The sequence below is a fragment of the Empedobacter sp. R750 genome, assembly GCF_030324345.1.
GTDB classification, from domain to species: Bacteria; Bacteroidota; Bacteroidia; order Flavobacteriales; family Weeksellaceae; genus Empedobacter; species Empedobacter falsenii_C.
In genome coordinates, this window is sequence record NZ_JACAGF010000021.1 from 1 (window position 1) to 18,661 (window position 18,661).

14 protein-coding genes are annotated in these 18,661 nt (G+C 32.5%); 1 reads left to right on the forward strand and 13 read right to left on the reverse strand.

What is annotated here, in order from left to right:
* Positions 1-1,093 precede the first annotated feature (1,093 nt).
* The 8 genes from HXZ74_RS15550 to HXZ74_RS15585 form a co-directional block, all read right to left on the reverse strand.
* Positions 1,094-5,023 (reverse strand): carbohydrate binding domain-containing protein, encoded by a 3,930-nt coding sequence (locus HXZ74_RS15550; protein WP_286476250.1) that lies wholly within the window; start codon positions 5,021-5,023, stop codon positions 1,094-1,096.
* A gap of 43 nt (positions 5,024-5,066) precedes the next feature.
* Positions 5,067-6,335, reverse strand: a complete 1,269-nt coding sequence (locus HXZ74_RS15555; RefSeq protein ID WP_286476252.1) for a hypothetical protein — start codon at positions 6,333-6,335, stop codon at positions 5,067-5,069.
* A gap of 12 nt (positions 6,336-6,347) precedes the next feature.
* Positions 6,348-6,518: a hypothetical protein gene (locus HXZ74_RS15560; RefSeq protein WP_286476254.1), complete on the reverse strand. Its 171-nt coding sequence runs from the start codon at positions 6,516-6,518 to the stop codon at positions 6,348-6,350.
* A gap of 170 nt (positions 6,519-6,688) precedes the next feature.
* Positions 6,689-7,909 (reverse strand): bifunctional folylpolyglutamate synthase/dihydrofolate synthase, encoded by a 1,221-nt coding sequence (locus tag HXZ74_RS15565; protein WP_114997856.1) that lies wholly within the window; start codon positions 7,907-7,909, stop codon positions 6,689-6,691.
* A 100-nt stretch (positions 7,910-8,009) separates the two neighbouring features.
* Complete coding sequence (gene nhaA, locus HXZ74_RS15570) at positions 8,010-9,170, reverse strand: Na+/H+ antiporter NhaA (RefSeq protein WP_286476256.1); 1,161 nt, start codon at positions 9,168-9,170, stop codon at positions 8,010-8,012.
* Positions 9,171-9,253: 83 nt separating this feature from the next.
* Positions 9,254-10,468, reverse strand: coding sequence for a sterol desaturase family protein (locus HXZ74_RS15575; RefSeq protein ID WP_286476258.1), 1,215 nt, complete (start codon positions 10,466-10,468; stop codon positions 9,254-9,256).
* A gap of 2 nt (positions 10,469-10,470) precedes the next feature.
* Positions 10,471-11,184, reverse strand: coding sequence for an alpha/beta fold hydrolase (locus tag HXZ74_RS15580; RefSeq protein WP_286476259.1), 714 nt, complete (start codon positions 11,182-11,184; stop codon positions 10,471-10,473).
* Between the two features lie 70 nt (positions 11,185-11,254).
* Positions 11,255-12,310: an anhydro-N-acetylmuramic acid kinase gene (locus tag HXZ74_RS15585; protein WP_286476261.1), complete on the reverse strand. Its 1,056-nt coding sequence runs from the start codon at positions 12,308-12,310 to the stop codon at positions 11,255-11,257.
* A 695-nt stretch (positions 12,311-13,005) separates the two neighbouring features.
* Here HXZ74_RS15585 and glyA point away from each other — a divergent pair.
* Complete coding sequence (glyA, locus tag HXZ74_RS15590) at positions 13,006-14,280, forward strand: serine hydroxymethyltransferase (RefSeq protein WP_286476263.1); 1,275 nt, start codon at positions 13,006-13,008, stop codon at positions 14,278-14,280.
* 452 nt (positions 14,281-14,732) lie between these two features.
* Here glyA and atpG read toward each other — a convergent pair whose 3' ends face one another.
* The 5 genes from atpG to atpE form a co-directional block, all read right to left on the reverse strand.
* On the reverse strand, positions 14,733-15,605 hold the full coding sequence (gene atpG / locus HXZ74_RS15595) for an ATP synthase F1 subunit gamma (RefSeq protein ID WP_180905267.1): 873 nt from the start codon (positions 15,603-15,605) through the stop codon (positions 14,733-14,735).
* A gap of 71 nt (positions 15,606-15,676) precedes the next feature.
* Positions 15,677-17,251 (reverse strand): F0F1 ATP synthase subunit alpha, encoded by a 1,575-nt coding sequence (gene atpA, locus HXZ74_RS15600; RefSeq protein ID WP_038335134.1) that lies wholly within the window; start codon positions 17,249-17,251, stop codon positions 15,677-15,679.
* An 11-nt stretch (positions 17,252-17,262) separates the two neighbouring features.
* A complete protein-coding gene (atpH, locus tag HXZ74_RS15605) occupies positions 17,263-17,823 on the reverse strand; it encodes an ATP synthase F1 subunit delta (protein WP_280063223.1) in 561 nt (186 codons plus the stop codon).
* Positions 17,824-17,825: 2 nt separating this feature from the next.
* A complete protein-coding gene (locus HXZ74_RS15610) occupies positions 17,826-18,320 on the reverse strand; it encodes a F0F1 ATP synthase subunit B (protein WP_038335122.1) in 495 nt (164 codons plus the stop codon).
* Positions 18,321-18,417: 97 nt separating this feature from the next.
* On the reverse strand, positions 18,418-18,627 hold the full coding sequence (atpE, locus tag HXZ74_RS15615) for an ATP synthase F0 subunit C (RefSeq protein WP_013598300.1): 210 nt from the start codon (positions 18,625-18,627) through the stop codon (positions 18,418-18,420).
* Positions 18,628-18,661 lie beyond the last annotated feature (34 nt).

The window sequence follows — 18,661 nt, forward strand, 5'->3', positions numbered from 1 at the left end:
CTTATGTCAACTACAATACTACTCGTCTTTCGTATTGGGATTGCAAATATACGGCTGGATTATTCGTTTTTCCAAACCAACTTTATATTTATTTTACATTCTTCTCTTAAGTTGCTGGTATGATGAGAAATATTTTTTGAAATATTTGACGGTTTACGCTAGACGGTAGACGAAATAGAGAAAAAACGAAGAGTGAAAAATGAAAAATTGGAGAAGATTTGTAGTTTTGATTGACATTTTTTGACAGAAAAAGGAGGATATTTAGATTTACGATTTTAGAATTACGAGGAAAAAGTCGTAGAGATTTATTAAAAAATAGAATAATCAAAGAATATTTTTTCATTTTTTCTTGATAAAAAAAAATTGAAATTAAGAGGAGAAACTCCTGTGAAGTTTAGATATATTCATTCATTTTGTCTTGATACAAAATGAATCAAAAAATCAAGACCTCAACAAAAAGGCTAAAATGATTCATTCTGCGCGAAAAGATTTAAAAACCTATCGGCTAAATCTTTTTATTCGCAGCGAATTTCTTCATTTTTGAACGCCTATTTATTGAATGGTCGTTTTAAATTTCGTTAAATTAAGATAACTCTTCTTTAATTATTAATAGAATGTAATACTGAAACAAATTCAGTACTACAGAATAAACTTTAGTTTTTACTGCAAAGGATGATTAGACGATGATGGTTTGCTGAATTAAGCAAAGCAACAGCGGATACTTTGTGGTTATCGACTCGGGAAGAATTGTCGCGAAGCGCGAATGGTTTATTCAATATAATTAATAATAGAAAAGATATTATGTTGAAAAACTTTTATTAAGACATCATAATTAATTAAGTTTTCATAAAAAACTCTTTGATAAAGTAAAAGCTTATCATTTATTATTCTATATGTGATGCTGAAACAAGTTCAGCAGGACAAAACTGGGTGTAATATGGTTTTTGAAGAAATTTTCGAAAAAGGTGTAAAACATGCATGTTTTTTTACTTATTAATTAAAATTAATAATGATAGAGTCTAAGTTTAAGTTTAAGTTTAAGCTACAAAAAAAGGAAGGCTAAAAAGCCTTCCTATATTTATTGAATTTTTAATTATTTTGATGCGCTCATTTTAAGAACTGGATTCACAATACCATTTAAACAGTTAATTAGTTTGATTGGTAGATACATTGGTTCTGAATAATTACATCCTTGACGTTTGGTTTGTACTTTTATGTACAAATCGTTGGCATAATTAGTATGTAATGAGTTAAATTCATAGTAAATGAATTTTCCATCATCTTTTATTTCTTTTAATATAGAATTTGGAATATCCGTAAAAGAAACTACTCTATCTTTCTCAACACCATCTACATCGATAAATTTTTCTTTTGTTGCATAAGCCATAGACACATCATAAGTTGTACAATTATCTACTTTTGTAACTTTTAGAAAATCTGATGCACAAAGAGCTGTCGCGTTTGTAGAATCTTGTCCTTCAAATTTCATTGTAGGCATTATACTAATGTCATAAACATATGTATAATCTCCTAATAAACCTACTTGTACGGTACTCAAATAACTCATCTCTATTTTATCGAAAGGTTCGTTAATTGCATCAACAATAAGTGCTTTTCTGTCTCCAACATTTCCTAAAAGAGCTAATAAGTTTAAATCTAATATTTTGAATTGGCTACCATTAAGTAATTGACCAACCTTAACGTTACCTTTGTATCGTTGAATTTTAATATCTGTTAATAAACTTAGATCCAACACAGGAACTTCGAAACCTCCCATTAAAATTCGGATTTGATCTCCTGGACGTACATTTTGGTTAAACTTAACCGTTAACTTTTGACGATTTAATGCAGCTACTGATTTATTAAAAATTGCAAAGGTATTAATATCATTATCTACTGCTAAATATGGATATACAACTGAAGCTAATGAACTAGCAACTCCCAAACCAATATCTTCTACTCCCCAAGTTACATCATCAACTAAAGGATTTAAAGTAACTTCTGTATGTGGATAAGGGTAAGAAGTTGAACTTCCTGGTTTTGACGCGCCAGCTGCAACTTTTGTATTTGGAATACCATTCGTACATGTTGGATTTTGTCCCGAAAAACTTACATTCTTATCATAATAAGCTCCAAAAATTTTAGCATTATTCGCTACAGCAACTGTACTAACCACAACAGCTCTTACTCCTTTATAAGCAATAGGATTTCCTTTATTATCTTTTGGAATGAAAGTATACTCAAACACATTATCACCAACTAAAAGGTCTAATAACGCTCCGTCACCAACAGCTAAAAGAGGCCCAGCTGTTTTTTCATTTGCATCTAATGCTTGAACAGTAACTCCTCCTCCAACTTGTACTGCACTATATTCTTGTCCTAATTTTATTGTAACAGGCGTTCCTGCCGGTACAACATGATCGAAGAATAAATTTTGCCAAGTTGTTCCTAGACCTAAAAGTCCTACAGGAATTGTAATTGTAGAGTAAGTAGATAAATCAGTATCAACAGCATTTGCTTCACTCGTTACCCAACCTGGAATAATTAATACTGGAACTGTACTCCATGTACTTCTATTTGCCATCGTTTTTTGACGAATTTCATTACAAGCACCTAAATTGTATACATTAACAAGAATTGTTTTTGTAGTAACACAATAAGGACTTGCCGTAGTAGTTGCTTTTATTGTTATTGTATAAATTCCTTCTGTATTAAAAGAAACCTCATCACCAACATTTCTTACAACACCATTATGATCTTTAATTTCGATCGTACTAACTTCTGAAGTTGTAATAGATGGAATGGTAATTTTCCCGTTAACAGGAATACTAAAATCTGAAATATTATTTTGAACAGAAATTACATTATTTGTTACAAGCACCTCTACTTCGTTTGATACAGATGTTACATTATCTGCTGTTATAGACGAATTAATTTTAGCTACACGACGAACTTTTACATTCTTTACCAAACTAACTATTGTCAATGAAGCAGTTGTAGCGTTTGTGTAATTTAAATCATTACTAGCTACCGCTAACCAAGTAGCTCCATTATCATTACTAACTTCCCACGAATACACTATTGGGTTAACAGGTAAAACAACAGCAGGCGTTAATCCATAAACAATAAAAGGACTACCATAACAACCTTTAGCTGAACTCTGAGCTGTAGAAGAATTGGTAGAAATGGTTCCTGGATTATCAAAACCTACAGGAACACTAACTGTTGCTTTATAAATTTTACATTCACTTTTATAAGAAAAGCTAAATGAAACCCCTTTGTCATTTGTTGGAATCAAATAATTAGAAGGAATTTGGGTTTCTACTCCATTTATCATTGTAAAAAAAGTATATCCGTCCGTATTAGCTCCTAAACCAGCTGCTTCACCAACTGTAATTACTTGATATTGGTTAACTTTTGTTGTTATATTTGGAACATTATCTGAATTTACCGCATCAAAAACTGAAATATATAATTTATTATCGCTTAAATCTGTATCAATATTAGTTTGACTTTTATCAACTACACTCAAGCTAATATCTAATGATTTTCTTAAACCTTGAGTAATACCAAGTGCCGTCCAATTCTTTATAAATTTCAACTGTATACTACCATTAGCTGGAATTACTTGACCTACTTTTAATTTAAAAGAATGTATACTATAAATTGGCAAAACATTAGTTGTTGTTTTATAGTCCCATTTAGTATCATAATTACTATAATTTGCTGAATAACTTGGCGTATCTAAATTATTAGCATTCGCTCCAGTTCCATTATTTATTGTAAATTTAACTTCTAACGTTTCGTCAGCAGAAGCAATAAAAGGAACAGACAACTTATTAGTAATGGTTAAAGTATATTCATTGGGTTTTGAATTCAAAGCTGTCCCAACATAATCACATTGGTTTGTTACAGATCCTGTAAGCGCTAAATTCTCTTGCAATGGAATAAATGTAACAGTTGCTTTAGAACAAACACCAATCAAACTACATACTTGATATTCTAACGGAGCCGTTGGCATTATTGTTCCAGCTGCTACTTTTACTTCTCCAGTAGTTGTATCTAATGTAATACCTGTTGGCCAATTCCCAATAGTAGAAATAGTTGCATTTTTCGATGTTCCTGATAATACGATAGGCACCATCGTATTGCTTACAGAAACTTTATCATTTGTATGAATCATATAATTTCCTGTTCCCCATTTGTAGACATCATCCACAGGTTTTATCAAATCATCAAAGTTTGCTAAATTTCCACAACCTATTTCTGGAGCTGTAGGATCTACAACCTCTTCTAAAACGATGTCGTCAATATAAAGATCATTTCCCTGATCATCAGCAAGCATATTACGTAGTGCAACTGCTATATTACCACAACCATCTGTATTAGGAATTTTAAAACTCCATTCTTTCTTTTGCCATTGATTAGCTGTACTATTTAAACTAAAAGTAGATGATTTTCCTAACTCTGCCTCTGTTGCAATATTTTGCGCTTGAAACATTACGCCCATTTTATCACTTCCACTTCCATAAAACCAAGCTGAAATTTTATACGTTTTACCTTTTTCTAATGTAACTGCTCGTCTATAAAATTGATTTTTAACTTGGCCTGCATTGACAATCATAACAGAACCATTGGCATTTCCTGTATGGTCAGCTATTTTTGCCCACCAATTACCATCCCAATCTGTTCCACCGCTTGGTTTAGCAAAATTGTAAACAGTTTTTGGGCTAACAATTGTATAATAACCATCATTAACAACGTGTACATCTGTATTTGCTGTTTTAAGCGAAGTATAGGTACCAGGAATTGAAGTGAAATAAGTATTGGCTGCGTAATAAAAACTAGAACCATGTTTAAATTTCCCTAAACTAGCATCTACTCCTCCTTGCGGTACATAAGGAGAAATTGTTCTTACAGAACTTTGCCCAAAATCTTCCTTAAATATAACTTGCGCACTTGCTTGTTGAAATGCAACAAAAGCAAAGAAGCTGTATAAATATTTTTTTATATTAAATTTCATATTGTATTTTTTAAGATTAATTAAACTGATTAACTTTTGTTAATTACTTAACCTTTAATACAATATTCATAAAAGACCCATTTCTAACAATTGCATTTGGATCTACTTTGTAGGTAAATTTACCTTCTTCTCCTGCTGTTGTAGAAAAAACAATATTTGCATGTGGAAAAACAGTTTTGTCTGCATAAATAATATGATATTCATATTTATCTCTTGCTAACACAAAACCTGCTAATCCAGTTGAAGTTCCGTTAGAACTCTTTATAGGAGCATCGAATTGAGCTTTGTAAATAGCATATAAATCAACAGAAAAAGTTCCATCAGCTGAGTTGTATGTCACATAATCGGTAACTCCTGAAGCAGTTGTTGGCAAAACGATTGATGGCATATAGAAAAATTTTGGCGAAGCTGAGCTTGAACCTCCATCTACCCATTCTAACGATTCAGTAGCTTGACTATACTCTAATATTTGTTTATCCTTTGTTGGACGTGTTTGAGGAAAATAATAATGCGTTTTATTCAAGCTAAAATCTCCTATATAAAATTTTTTCTTCGTAAAATCTAAACCAAACTGAGCATCAGTATTAAGCCAATCTATTACACTAAATCCATCTAAAGTTAGTTCTACATTTACATATTTATCATAGAATGCAGACTGAAAACCGGAAGCCATACCAAAAGAAATCATTCCCTCTTTAACATCTAGAGAATTTAACTTTAAAGTACTACTCGCTCCTTTCCTACTTACTAGAGCGATACCCCCGTTATCTTGTATAATTAAATTTCCTTCGGCATCAATAGTAGGCGTCATAAAATCATTTATATTTTTATTTTTAGAAGAATAAAATAAATTTCCATTACTTGAAAATCCCGAAGGCATTGTACCACTATTCGTTTCAATACCTAAGTATCTTTTTGGAGGATCAGTTTTCAAAGCGCCAGGAACAGAATATACAGCTCTAAAATCCCCTCCTACTTCTAATTGTTTTTGTGTAGGATTTGATTCAAAATCAATATCAAAATTTGAATTATAACCAATTCCTACTTTCCCTTTCTGGTAAATATCTACATCAACTAACTCCGATGAACTTGCACTTTTATTTAGCACATCTCCGTTCTTTGGCGATGTTGAGAGAGCTTGGGCTTTCCAATATGTTTGTTCTAACGTCTGCACAGCATCTGGCAATTTTATCCACGCTGTTCCGCTAAAATGGTAAAATCCTTCGGTATCTATGTTAATGGCTGTTCCTGTTTGAGTACCAGTCGTAATATTATTTACATAAATGATTGTAGATTTTTCAACATTTTGCATGGATTGTGCCCTTTATCTATCTACACGAGGGATTATTATACCTTCTGCTGTTGCAGATGTTCCTGAGGAATTTGCAGCCGTGATATCCAAGGTAGCTTTAGGACTATTAGTACCAATACCTACCTGTGATTTTACAAATATAGCAGTTGCCATAAGTGTAAAAACTAATAAAACTTTTTTCATATTTTTTGTATTAACCAAACCATCTTAAATTTAGTAAAAAAATACATTCAAAATTCTGAATTGCAAATATTTAACACATGAAACAATAATTGTTATAGGTTATAAAAAATATAAACTCCGCTATTCAAGCGGAGTCTAACATGATTTATTTCATATTATTATTTTAATAATTAGATGACTTCTGCAACAATAAATGTACTACCTCCAACGTAAATCATGTCATTTGATTTTGCATTTGATTTTGCAGAAATTAATGCTTTTTCTACAGTATCAAAAAAGTGTTTATCGGTAATATCTTCTGGTATGATTTTATACAAGTCGTCAATATCGTATTTTCGAGGAACATCTGGTTGACAGAAATAATAGGTTGCTTTTTTAGGAAAGAAATTTAAAATAGATAAAACATCTTTATCATTCACAAATCCTAAAACTAAATGTAATTGATTGTACGCTTGTTCATTTATTTGTTTCGAAACTTCTGCTAAACCATGCGGATTGTGCGCTGTATCTGCAACAATTAATGGATGTTGTCCTAAAATATCCCAACGTCCGCGTAAATTTGTATTCTTTACAACATTCAATAAGCCATTTGTAATATTTTCAGAAGAAATTGTCCAACCTTGTTTTTGCAATTGTTCAATAGCGGTTAAAACGGTACGTTTATTTTTGATTTGATAAGAACCTTTCAAATCTGAAGGTAAATCTTGAAAATGTTTTTCTTCTGCAAAAATGATTTCAGCATTTCTATCTTTTGCAACTTGCTCAAAAACTGGTTTTGTCTCGGCTGTTGTTTCACCAATTACAACCGCAGTATTTGGTTTGATTATTCCAGCTTTTTCAAATGCAATTTTATCCAACGTATCACCCAAAAATTGTGTATGGTCTAAACCAATGTTCGTAATCACAGAAAGTTCTGGTAAAATAATATTAGTTGAATCTAATCGTCCGCCCAAACCAGTTTCTATAATTGCGATATCTACATTTTGTTGTGCAAAATATTCGAAAGCCATCGCAATTGCTATTTCGAAAAAAGACGCTTTTTGATCGATGATTTTTTTTTCATGTTTACTTACAAAGTCAATCACAAATTCTTCATCAGCCATTGCGCCATTTACACGAATTCGTTCACGGAAATCTTTGAGATGTGGAGAAGTTGTCAAACCTGTTTTATAACCTGCTTCCTGAAAAATAGAGGCCAACATATGAGACGTACTTCCTTTACCATTTGTCCCTGCAATATGAACCGTTTTAAACTTAGTTTGAGGATTTCCCAAATACTCGCATAACGCTGTAATATTTGTTAAATCTGCTTTCATTGCTGATGCTCCAACACGTTGAAACATTGGTAAATTTGTAAACAACCAATCGATTGTTTCTTGATACGTTCTCATTTATTCAAAAATTTTACACGAAGTTACGGAATCATCTTCAAAAAAAAATCGAATTCCTCCGAAGAAAAATTCGATTCTATTATTTATGAATTGACTATTCTTAATCTGAATAATCTTGTTTTGTAGTTAATAATATTTTCAAAACAATAAATCCAACTATAGCAGCTGTTAATGAAGCTACTAAAATCATCAATTTCGCTTCATTTATATAGCTTGGGTCTTTGAAAGCTAACATAGAAACAAAAATAGACATTGTAAATCCAATTCCTCCTAAAATTCCGACACCAAAAACTCGTTTAAAATTGACTGCTGTAGGTAATTCACATAAACCAAATTTCACTGCAATACATGTAAATAATGTAATTCCGACTGGTTTTCCTACAACTAATCCTAAGAAAATACCCGAAGCTAAAGGAATACTAAAATGTGCTAATCCTCCACCATCTATTGTAATTGCAGTATTTGCCAAAGCAAATAATGGTAGAATAATAAATGCTATTGGAATATGTAAAGCATGCTCCATTTTAGCTGAAAGTGATTTAGAATCATCCTTATCAAATGGAATTGTAAATGCAACCAAAACTCCCGCAATTGTAGCGTGAATACCCGAATGCAACATAAACCACCAAACAGCAATCCCTCCAATGATATAAGGAATCATTGATTTTATTTTTAATTTATTTAAAGCGAAAAGACCTAACAAAATAGCAATTGCAATTCCGAATTGTGTAAAATCTAAAGGTAATTCAGGGTTTGGATAAAATAATGCAATCACGATAATTGCTCCTAAATCGTCAATCACAGCTAAAGCTGTTAAAAATACTTTAAGTGACAATGGAACTCTTTTTCCTAACATTGTTATAATAGCTACAGCAAAAGCAATATCTGTCGCCATCGGAATTCCAAAACCATGAATAGTATCCGTTCCTTTATTCGTCAAAAAGAAAATAAATGCAGGAATTAACATTCCTCCCAAAGCTGCAAAAACAGGTAAAATTGCTTTTTTAGTATCCGACAATTCTCCTACAAAAACTTCGCGTTTTAATTCTAAACCAATCAAGAAAAAGAAAATAGCCATCAAACCATCATTAATCCAATGTGCAAAAGAATGCCCAAACATATCTGTTAACCAAATCGCATCATAAGATTCTGCAATTGGTGAATTGGCTAATAATAAAGAAAACGCAGTACAGAAAATCAATAAAATTCCGCCCGAAGTCTGGCTATGAAAAAATTGGTTAAAAAGTTTAGAAACTATCATTATATTTTTTTTAGTTTGGTAAAAATAATGAACTCGTTTTTAACCGCCTAATCTAAACGAAACAATAAGACCTAAATTATCATTTATATAATCTTTAAAATACTTTTTTGATACCAATTGCTAAAATTAAACATCTTTTCGATGATAAAAACGAATATGAAAGGTAAAATCAGCAAGAAATAATTGTGAGATTGAATGATAAAAAAGCTACAAAACACTAAAAATCTAATATGTTCTAAATAAGGTACCCATCTTTTTTGTTCTAATTGTGCACCAATATTTATTAATGTTATCAAGACAAATACAACGAAGAAACCTTTAGTTAAATTATCAAATTGATCAAAATAATATGTTAGAATACTCATCGCGACAAACGATAAAATCAATTGTAAATTAATATAACCTTTGTATTTGAAATGATAACTATTCACTTTATTCTTAGACATCCATTTCTTTTCAATAATTGGTCTTATTTCCTGATCCATCACTGCTGGACTACCAAGATATATCGTCAATTTTTCTTTAATAGAGGATTTTCTTCGAGCAGCTTCATACAACTCTAAATAATAATGAAAATGTTGCCACAAAAAACTGTAACTATTGATAGGATGAGTTAATCCATATCTTGGTTTTTCTTCTTCTTTCTGAAAAGTACCAAATAATTTGTCCCAAAAAACAAATACATCTCCATAATTTTTGTCCAAATATTTTTCGTCAGAAGCATGATGAACACCATGAAGAGAAGGTGTTATAAAAATATATTCAAGCCATTTTTGTTTCTCCAAAATCTGCGTATGCGTAAAAAAAGAATACACGCCATGAACCACTAAAATGGTCATCACTAAATTTGGATGAAAACCAATAAAAGGCAAAATACACCAAAAAACATTGCGAACAATTGCTTGCAAAGTCGTGATACGAGCCGCAACCGTGAAATTGAATTCTTCGGATTGATGATGTACAATATGGGCTCCCCAAAAAATATTGACTTCATGTCCCAAACGATGATACCAATACCAAACAAAATCTGTTGCTAAAAGCATCACAACCCAAATCCACCACGCATTTGAAATATCTAAAAGACGATAATTTTCGTAAATCCAGACATACAAATTGTAAAAACTTACCGTAATAAAAAGATTCAATAAGCGTTCTGCAATTCCTATTGAAATATTAGAAACCGAACTTTCATATTTATAGATATTCTTTAATTTTTTCTTTTTAACAACCACATATTCAAGCCATAAAAAAAGAAAAAAAGCTGGTAAAGCAAAAGCTAAATACTCGGAATGATTCATTTTTAAGCACTTAAGAATTGATTAATATGTTGATTAAAAAGTAACGGCTGCTCCATCATCGGCACATGACCGCAATGATCGATGTAAGCTAATTTTGCATTAGGTAAATGTGCAAAAAACTCTTCAGCAACATCTGGCGGCGTCACAATATCTTGTTTTCCCCAAACCAATAAAACTGGCTGATCTATTTTATGTAAAAGATGCTTCAAGTTTTGTCGCTTTGCATCTCGCGCAATCGAAATTATAGACAAAGCTTTTGTAGGTGTATTAGCCGTCGAAAAAACATCATCAATCAACTCTTTTGTTACAACATTTTTTGTTTCAAAAACTTCTTCTACCTTATTTTTGATATACTCGTAATCTCGCACACGTACAAAAGAAGCCTGCAAATTGCTTTCATACAAACCAGAACTTCCAGCTAAAATCAATTTATCAACCAAATTTGGATGTGCCAACGCATACAGCAATGCAATATGCCCGCCCAAAGAATTTCCGATTAATATTGGATTTTCAATTTTATTAGATTGAATATAATTTTCTAGAAATTGAACTAAATTTTGAAGTGAATTTCTTTTGAAATGAGTAGAAAATAAAGGAAATGTTGGTGTATAAACATTATAATTTATTTCAAGATTCTTGATAACATTTCCCCAATTACTAAGGCTTCCAAATAAGCCATGAAGTAAAATAACATCTTTATTTTTCGAATATTTCATATCGCATTTATTCTTGGTTATCGAACAAATGTAAATAAAATATTTTTAAACTCTATTAATTATATAGATTTTATAGAGAATATATAATTCCAGACGAATGGTCTTTGCTCGCTCCTGTTACAGATGCCAAACAATTTATTTCGTTATAAACACGACGATAACCAAGGAATGCAAAGATTAAAGCTTCTTTAAAATCGATTAAATTATCAGTTGGAATGATCATTTCAACAGCTGATAATTCTCCTAAACGATTGATAAAAAATAAATTTCGAACTCCTCCTCCAGTTATCAACACATTGTTGATATCATATAAAGCAAAGGTATTTTTAATTTGAATTACGAAATGCTCCACACAACTTCTCAGCTTATCTTCGATAGAAATATCGTACTTATCAACAATTGTTAAAAACTCATCTGTTACCCATTCAAAACCTAATGATTTTGGGAAAGGTTGATGATAATAATTCAAAAGGTTCAATTCTTCAACTAATGTAGTATTAATATATCCTTGTTCTGCTAATTCTCCATTTTTATCATATTCAAACCCGAGTTGTTTTGCAAAATGATTCAAGACAATATTAATCGGGCAGATGTCAAAAGCAATACGTTTTCCATTTCTATTCATCGAAATGTTAGAAAAACCTCCAAGATTTAAACAAGCATCATAGTTAGAAAATAATAATTCGTCTCCAATCGGAACCAAAGGCGCTCCTTGTCCTCCTAAAATAACGTCTTGTGTTCTAAAATCACACACCACTTTTTGTTGACAACGCGACGCAATTGCTGCACCTTTTCCTATTTGCAAAGTGAATGATTTCTGCGGTTGATGAAAAATAGTTTGCCCGTGAGATGCAACAAAATCTACTTTTTCTATCTTATTTTTATGAATAAATTCTTTTACTTTCTCCCCAAGAAAATAACCAAACTCTACATCCAATTGACATAAATCCATAGCCGAATATTGAAAAGCTTCTGTTAGTTTTGTTCGCCAATCGGATGAATAATCAATCGTTTCGGCATGTAAAATTTCGAAAAGTTGGTTATCATCAAATCGGACATAGCAAATATCCAAACCATCTAACGAAGTTCCAGACATCAAACCAATGCAAAAAGTAGGGTTTTTCATGCTGTAAATTTAATGAGAGAAATTGATAGTTGGTTGGTTTAGAAATTAGAAATATTGAATTTTTTGGTTTATTTTATATTGAGATTCCTCGACAAGTTCGGAAAGACAATTTCTGTCATTCTGAATGAAGCTTCAGCGAAATGAAGAATCTCAAAATGCTTATTAATTGGACTCTTGAAATAAATTCTCAATAACTAAGTAAACTTTCTTTCATTTTTTCCTTGATGAAAAAACGAAACAAAAAAATCAAGACCTCAATAAATCGGCTGGAAATGATTCATTCTACGCGAAAAGATTTAAAAACCTATCGGTTAAATCTTTTTATCGCTTCGAATTTCTTCAATTTTTTTACACCTTTTTATTGAAAGGTCATTTGAAATTCTTTTGAATAAGTAAATTGGTTTTTAATTATTAATAAGGTATGATTCTGAAAAAAGTATAAATATTATTACTCAAAACTTAGAACTTATTACTCATAACTCGAGATGCGTTAGGGATTGTAGTGGAAATCCTTTGCGTGGAACGAAGCGATAGCGAAGTGGCAAAGCAAAGATTGTAACAGATAGCCCGCCCGAAGGGAACGCCCAAATGATAAGAAAAATTGTTTTGATAATTCTTAGGTTATTGCGAATATATCAGTTAGAAATTCTAATGATAAAAGCTTATATTTGAAACACAATTAATACAAACAAAACATGGCACAAGATGTAATCTTCGATTTGATTGAAGAAGAAAAAGAAAGACAACTGAATGGAATTGAATTAATCGCGTCAGAAAACTTTGTTTCGGACAATGTAATGCGCGCGATGGGTTCTGTTTTAACAAATAAATATGCAGAAGGTTATCCTGGAAAGCGCTACTATGGTGGTTGCGAAGTTGTAGACGAAGTGGAAACTATTGCAATTGATCGTTTGAAAGCGTTGTTTAATGCAGAATATGCAAACGTGCAACCTCACTCAGGTTCTCAGGCAAATGCGGCTGTTTACTTAGCGTGTTTGAAACCTGGAGACAAGATCTTAGGATTCGATTTATCGCACGGAGGTCACTTAACGCACGGTTCTCCTGTTAATTTTTCTGGGTTAACTTACCAAACTTCTTTCTATGGAGTGGATAAAGAGACGGGGAGAATTGACTACGAAGCTATGGCAGAAACTGCTCGTAAAGAGAAGCCTCAAATGATAATTTGTGGTGCTTCGGCTTACTCAAGAGATATAGATTATGCTAAATTTCGTGAGGTAGCTGATGAAGTTGGTGCTTTGTTATTGGCTGATATCTCACATCCTGCTGGGTTAATTGCCCGCGGAATCTTGAACGATCCTATGCCTCATTGTCATATTGTAACGACGACAACTCACAAGACTTTACGTGGTCCTCGTGGTGGAGTTATTATGATGGGGAAAGATTTTGAGAACCCTTGGGGATCAAAAACTCCTAAAGGTGAAGTGAAAATGATGTCTCAAATCTTGAACGGAGCAGTGTTCCCTGGTACACAAGGTGGTCCTTTGGAGCATGTAATCGCATCTAAAGCTGTTGCTTTTGAAGAGGCGTTATCTGACGGTTATATGGACTATATTGTACAAGTTGTGAAGAATGCAAAGGCTTTGGCTGCGGCATTGGTTGCAAAAGGTTATGACATTGTTTCTGGAGGGACAGATAATCACTGTATGTTAATCGATTTACGTAACAAAGGTATTTCTGGAAAACAAGCAGAAAATGCTTTAGTTTTAGCAGAAATCACTTGTAACAAAAACATGGTTCCTTTCGATGATAAATCTCCTTTCGTTACATCGGGGATTCGTTTGGGGACGGCAGCTGTAACAACTCGTGGGTTGGTTGAAGCAGATATGCAAACTGTTGCTGACTTGATTGACGAAGTATTAATGAACATTGATAACGAAGAAATCATTGATGGAGTTGCAGATCGTGTAAATGAGTTTATGTCTTCTCGTCCATTATTTCAAATGAAATAAGTAGAAACTTAGTTTCGATTATAACAATAGAAAAGTCCTGAGCATTGCTTAGGACTTTTTGTTTGATATAAAACGTCGGGACGTTTTGATTAAAACCTCCTTAGGTTTTAGGTAAAATCACTTGACGTTTTTATTGAAATGTCTTGAGGAAATAATTTATTCCATTCTAACTTATAATAAGATTAAACTAATAGGAATTCTAATTAGATAAGTAATTATCTAAATTGTTATACTGAGTGAAGCGATAAGGAAGCCGAAATATCTGTAATCAATATTTATTGAATGACTATTAAACAATAATACTTTTAATTATCTTATTCTGAATGATAAATATAATTGTTGGAATCTATTAAAAGTTTTATGACTTGTTTATAATCTAAAGTAAACATCATAAAAAAAGCAACTTCGAGATGAAGTTGCTTTTCTATTTAAAATAAGATAAGTCTTTGTTTTTACGCATTCAATGCTTCTGCACCACCAACGATCTCTAAGATCTCGTTTGTAATAGCAGCTTGACGAGCTTTGTTGTATTGAATTTTCAATCCTTTTTGTAACTCGCTTGCGTTGTCTGTTGCTTTATGCATTGCAGTCATACGTGCTCCGTGCTCAGAAGCGTTAGCATCTAATACGGCTTTGAATAATTGCGTTTTCAACGTTTGAGGGATTAAATCTCTTAAAATTTCTTCTTTCGAAGGGTTGAAGATATAATCTAACTCTGCTGAATTGTTTGCTTCTTCTTCAGTTTTCTCTAAAACGACTGGTAAAAATTGTTCGTCTTGTACAATTTGAACAGCTGCATTTTGAAATTGATTGTAGATAATTCTGATTTGATCAAAGTCACCTGCAGTAAATTTCTCTACTAAATCGTCTGCAATTTCAGCCACATCTGCAAAATTTAAATTATCCCAAATGCTTGATGCATTTTTATAGATAGTTTGTGTTTTACTAAAAGTATCATTAGCTTTTTTACCAATTGCTAAAATTTCTACGTGCTTACCAACTAATTCGTTAGCTAATAACGCATTTACTTTTTTGATGATGCTTGAGTTGTATCCTCCACATAAACCTCTATTTGAGTTAATAACGACTAAAAGTACTTTATTAACTTCGCGCTCTTCTGTTAATGCACCTCCTACTTCAGCTTCTAAAGTAGAACTTACATTTTGTAAAAGTTCACGTAATTTATCTGCATAAGGACGTAACTGTACGATAGAATCTGTAGCACGTTTTAGTTTTGCAGCAGAAACTAATTTCATAGCACTTGTAATCTGCATTGTAGAACCTACAGAAGTAATACGGTTACGTATATCTTTTAAATTTGGCATAATTCTATTTGAGATGAAGGATTAAAAGGAACTTAGAGATTCGGAAACCTCTAAGTTTCATTTATATTTTATTAGTATTTAGAAGTAGTTTCTGTGATAACTTTCTTCAATACATCCATAATTTCATCAGTCCATTTACCTAAACGGATAGATGTTAAAGTGTCTGCATATTTGTTGCGCATTAACTCAACAAAGTCAGCTTGCCACTCTTTCACTTGATTAACTGGAACGTTTTTCAACATACCGTTAGTACCCGCATAAATAACTGCTACTTGTTCTTCTACTGGAATTGGAGCGTTAACACCTTGTTTTAATAACTCAACGTTACGTTCACCTTTACCAATTACGTTCATTGTAGCTGCATCTAAATCAGAACCAAATTTCGCGAAAGCTTCTAACTCACGGTATTGTGCTTGGTCTAATTTTAATGTACCAGATACTTTTTTCATTGGTTTTGTTTGTGCAGAACCACCAACACGAGATACAGAGATACCTACGTTGATCGCTGGACGAACACCTGAGTTGAATAAATCAGACTCTAAGAAGATTTGTCCATCTGTAATAGAAATTACGTTTGTTGGGATATATGCAGAAACGTCACCAGCTTGAGTTTCGATAATTGGTAAAGCAGTTAAAGAACCACCACCTTTTACGATACCTTTCATAGATTCTGGTAAATCATTCATTTGAGATGCGATTGCATCATCTTTGATTACTTTTGCAGCACGCTCTAATAAACGAGAGTGTAAGTAGAAAACGTCTCCAGGATATGCTTCACGTCCTGGTGGGCGACGTAATAATAAAGACACCTCACGGTATGCAACGGCTTGTTTAGATAAATCATCATAAACAATTAACGCTGGACGACCAGAGTCACGGAAATACTCTCCGATTGCAGCACCTGCCATTGGAGCATATACTTGCATTGGAGCTGGATCAGATGCATTAGCAGCAACTACTACTGTATATTTATCTGCACCGTGGTCTTGTAATGTTTTCATGATTCCTGCAACTGTAGAACCTTTTTGTCCTACTGCAACATAGATACAGAAAACTGTTTCACCTCTATCGTAAAACTCTTTTTGATTTAAGATTGCATCTAAAGCAACAGAAGTTTTACCTGTTTGACGGTCACCAATGATTAACTCACGTTGCCCACGTCCAATTGGAATCATCGAGTCAATAGAAACGATACCTGTTTGTAATGGTTCGTTTACTGGTTGACGATAGATAACCCCAGGAGCTTTACGCTCGATAGGCATTTCATATAATTGTCCTTCGATTGGTCCTTTACCATCGATAGGATTTCCTAACATATCTACAACACGTCCTAACATTCCTTCACCTACGTTAATAGATGCAATTTTGTTTGTACGTTTTACAGTGTCACCTTCTTTAATACCTTTTGAAGGTCCGAAAAGTACAATACCTACGTTGTCTTCTTCAAGGTTTTGTACCATTCCTTCTAACCCGTTTGAGAATTCTACTAATTCTCCGTATTGAGCATTGTCTAACCCGTAAACACGAGCAATACCATCCCCAACAGTTAGAACGGTTCCTACTTCTGCTAATTCAACTGATGAATCAAAGCTTGTAAGTTGTTGTTTTAATATAGCTGAAACTTCAGCTGGATTTATTTCTGGCATTTCTGAAATATTTAAAATTTAGGAATGTATTCGTTTTTCGAAAAATCTTTTTTTAATGTAGCTAACTTAGTTTTGATTGACGAATCAACTTGATTGTTTCCAATTTTTAAAACGAAACCTCCAATTAAAGATGCATCAATTTTGTTCTCTACTTTTACTTGACTATTTGCAGCTAAAGTTTGTTTTGCTTTTGCTACAATATTATCAATTGTATTTTGATCTAATTGTACTGCCGAAGTAATTTCTGCTGTTACAATATTATTTGCTAAATCGTATAATGAAATAAACTGATCTGCAATTTTAGACAAAATATTCTCTCTACCATGTCTTACGACTAACGAAATGAATGTTTGAGAAGTTTTTGATAAAGATTTGAAAATCTCACTCAATACAGCTTCTTTTTTCTTTGCATCAATCACTGGAGAATTTAAGAAAACTCTTAAATCATCATTCTCTTTAATGACTTTGCGAACATCATTCATTTCAGCATACACTACGTCTGTTTGGTTTGCTTCATTCGCAAACTCCATCAAACCTTTAGCATATCTATGTGCTGCTCTGAATCCTGTCATGATTAATTGAATTTAACTTGATCAATAACATCATTCACTAAAGCTTCTTGTGCAGATTTGTCTGACAATTCTTTAGTTAAGATTTTTTCAGCAATTTCAATTGACAACTGTCCAACTTGATTTTTGATATCAGCCATAGCTGATGCTTTTTCATTTTGGATAGCTGACTTAGCATTTTCAATTAATTTGTTTGCTTCTACAGTTGCAGAATTTTTCGCCTCGTTGATGATATTTTCTTTCATTTCACGCGCTTCTTTCAAGATAGCATCACGTTCAGCACGAGCTTCTTTCATGATTTTCTCGTTTTGAGCGTTTAATAAAGCCATCTCTTCTTTCGCTTTTTTAGCTGCGTTTAATGCATCCTCGATAGATTGTTCTCTTTCTTTAACTGCAGATAAAATTGGTTTCCAAGCTAATGATCTTAACAATACTAATAAGATGATAAATACGACCGCAGTCCAAAAAATAAGACCAACTGAAGGTGTAATTAAATCCATTGTGTGTATGTATTAAATTTTATTTTTTACTAATTAATTTTTTAATGAATTAGCTTCAACAACCAACCGTTATTGAAGCTAATTTTTAATTCAAATATTATCCGTTACCTAATAACGCAACTACGATACCGAATAAACCTGCACCCTCGATTAAGGCTGCTGCGATAATCATAGCTGTTTGAATTTTTGAAGCCGCTTCTGGTTGTCTAGCGATTCCTTCCATAGCTGATCCACCGATTTTACCGATACCTAAACCAACTCCTAAAACTGCTAAACCAGCTCCGATTGCTGCAATACTTCCTGTCATGATAATTGTATTTAATTATTAAAAAATTATTTTA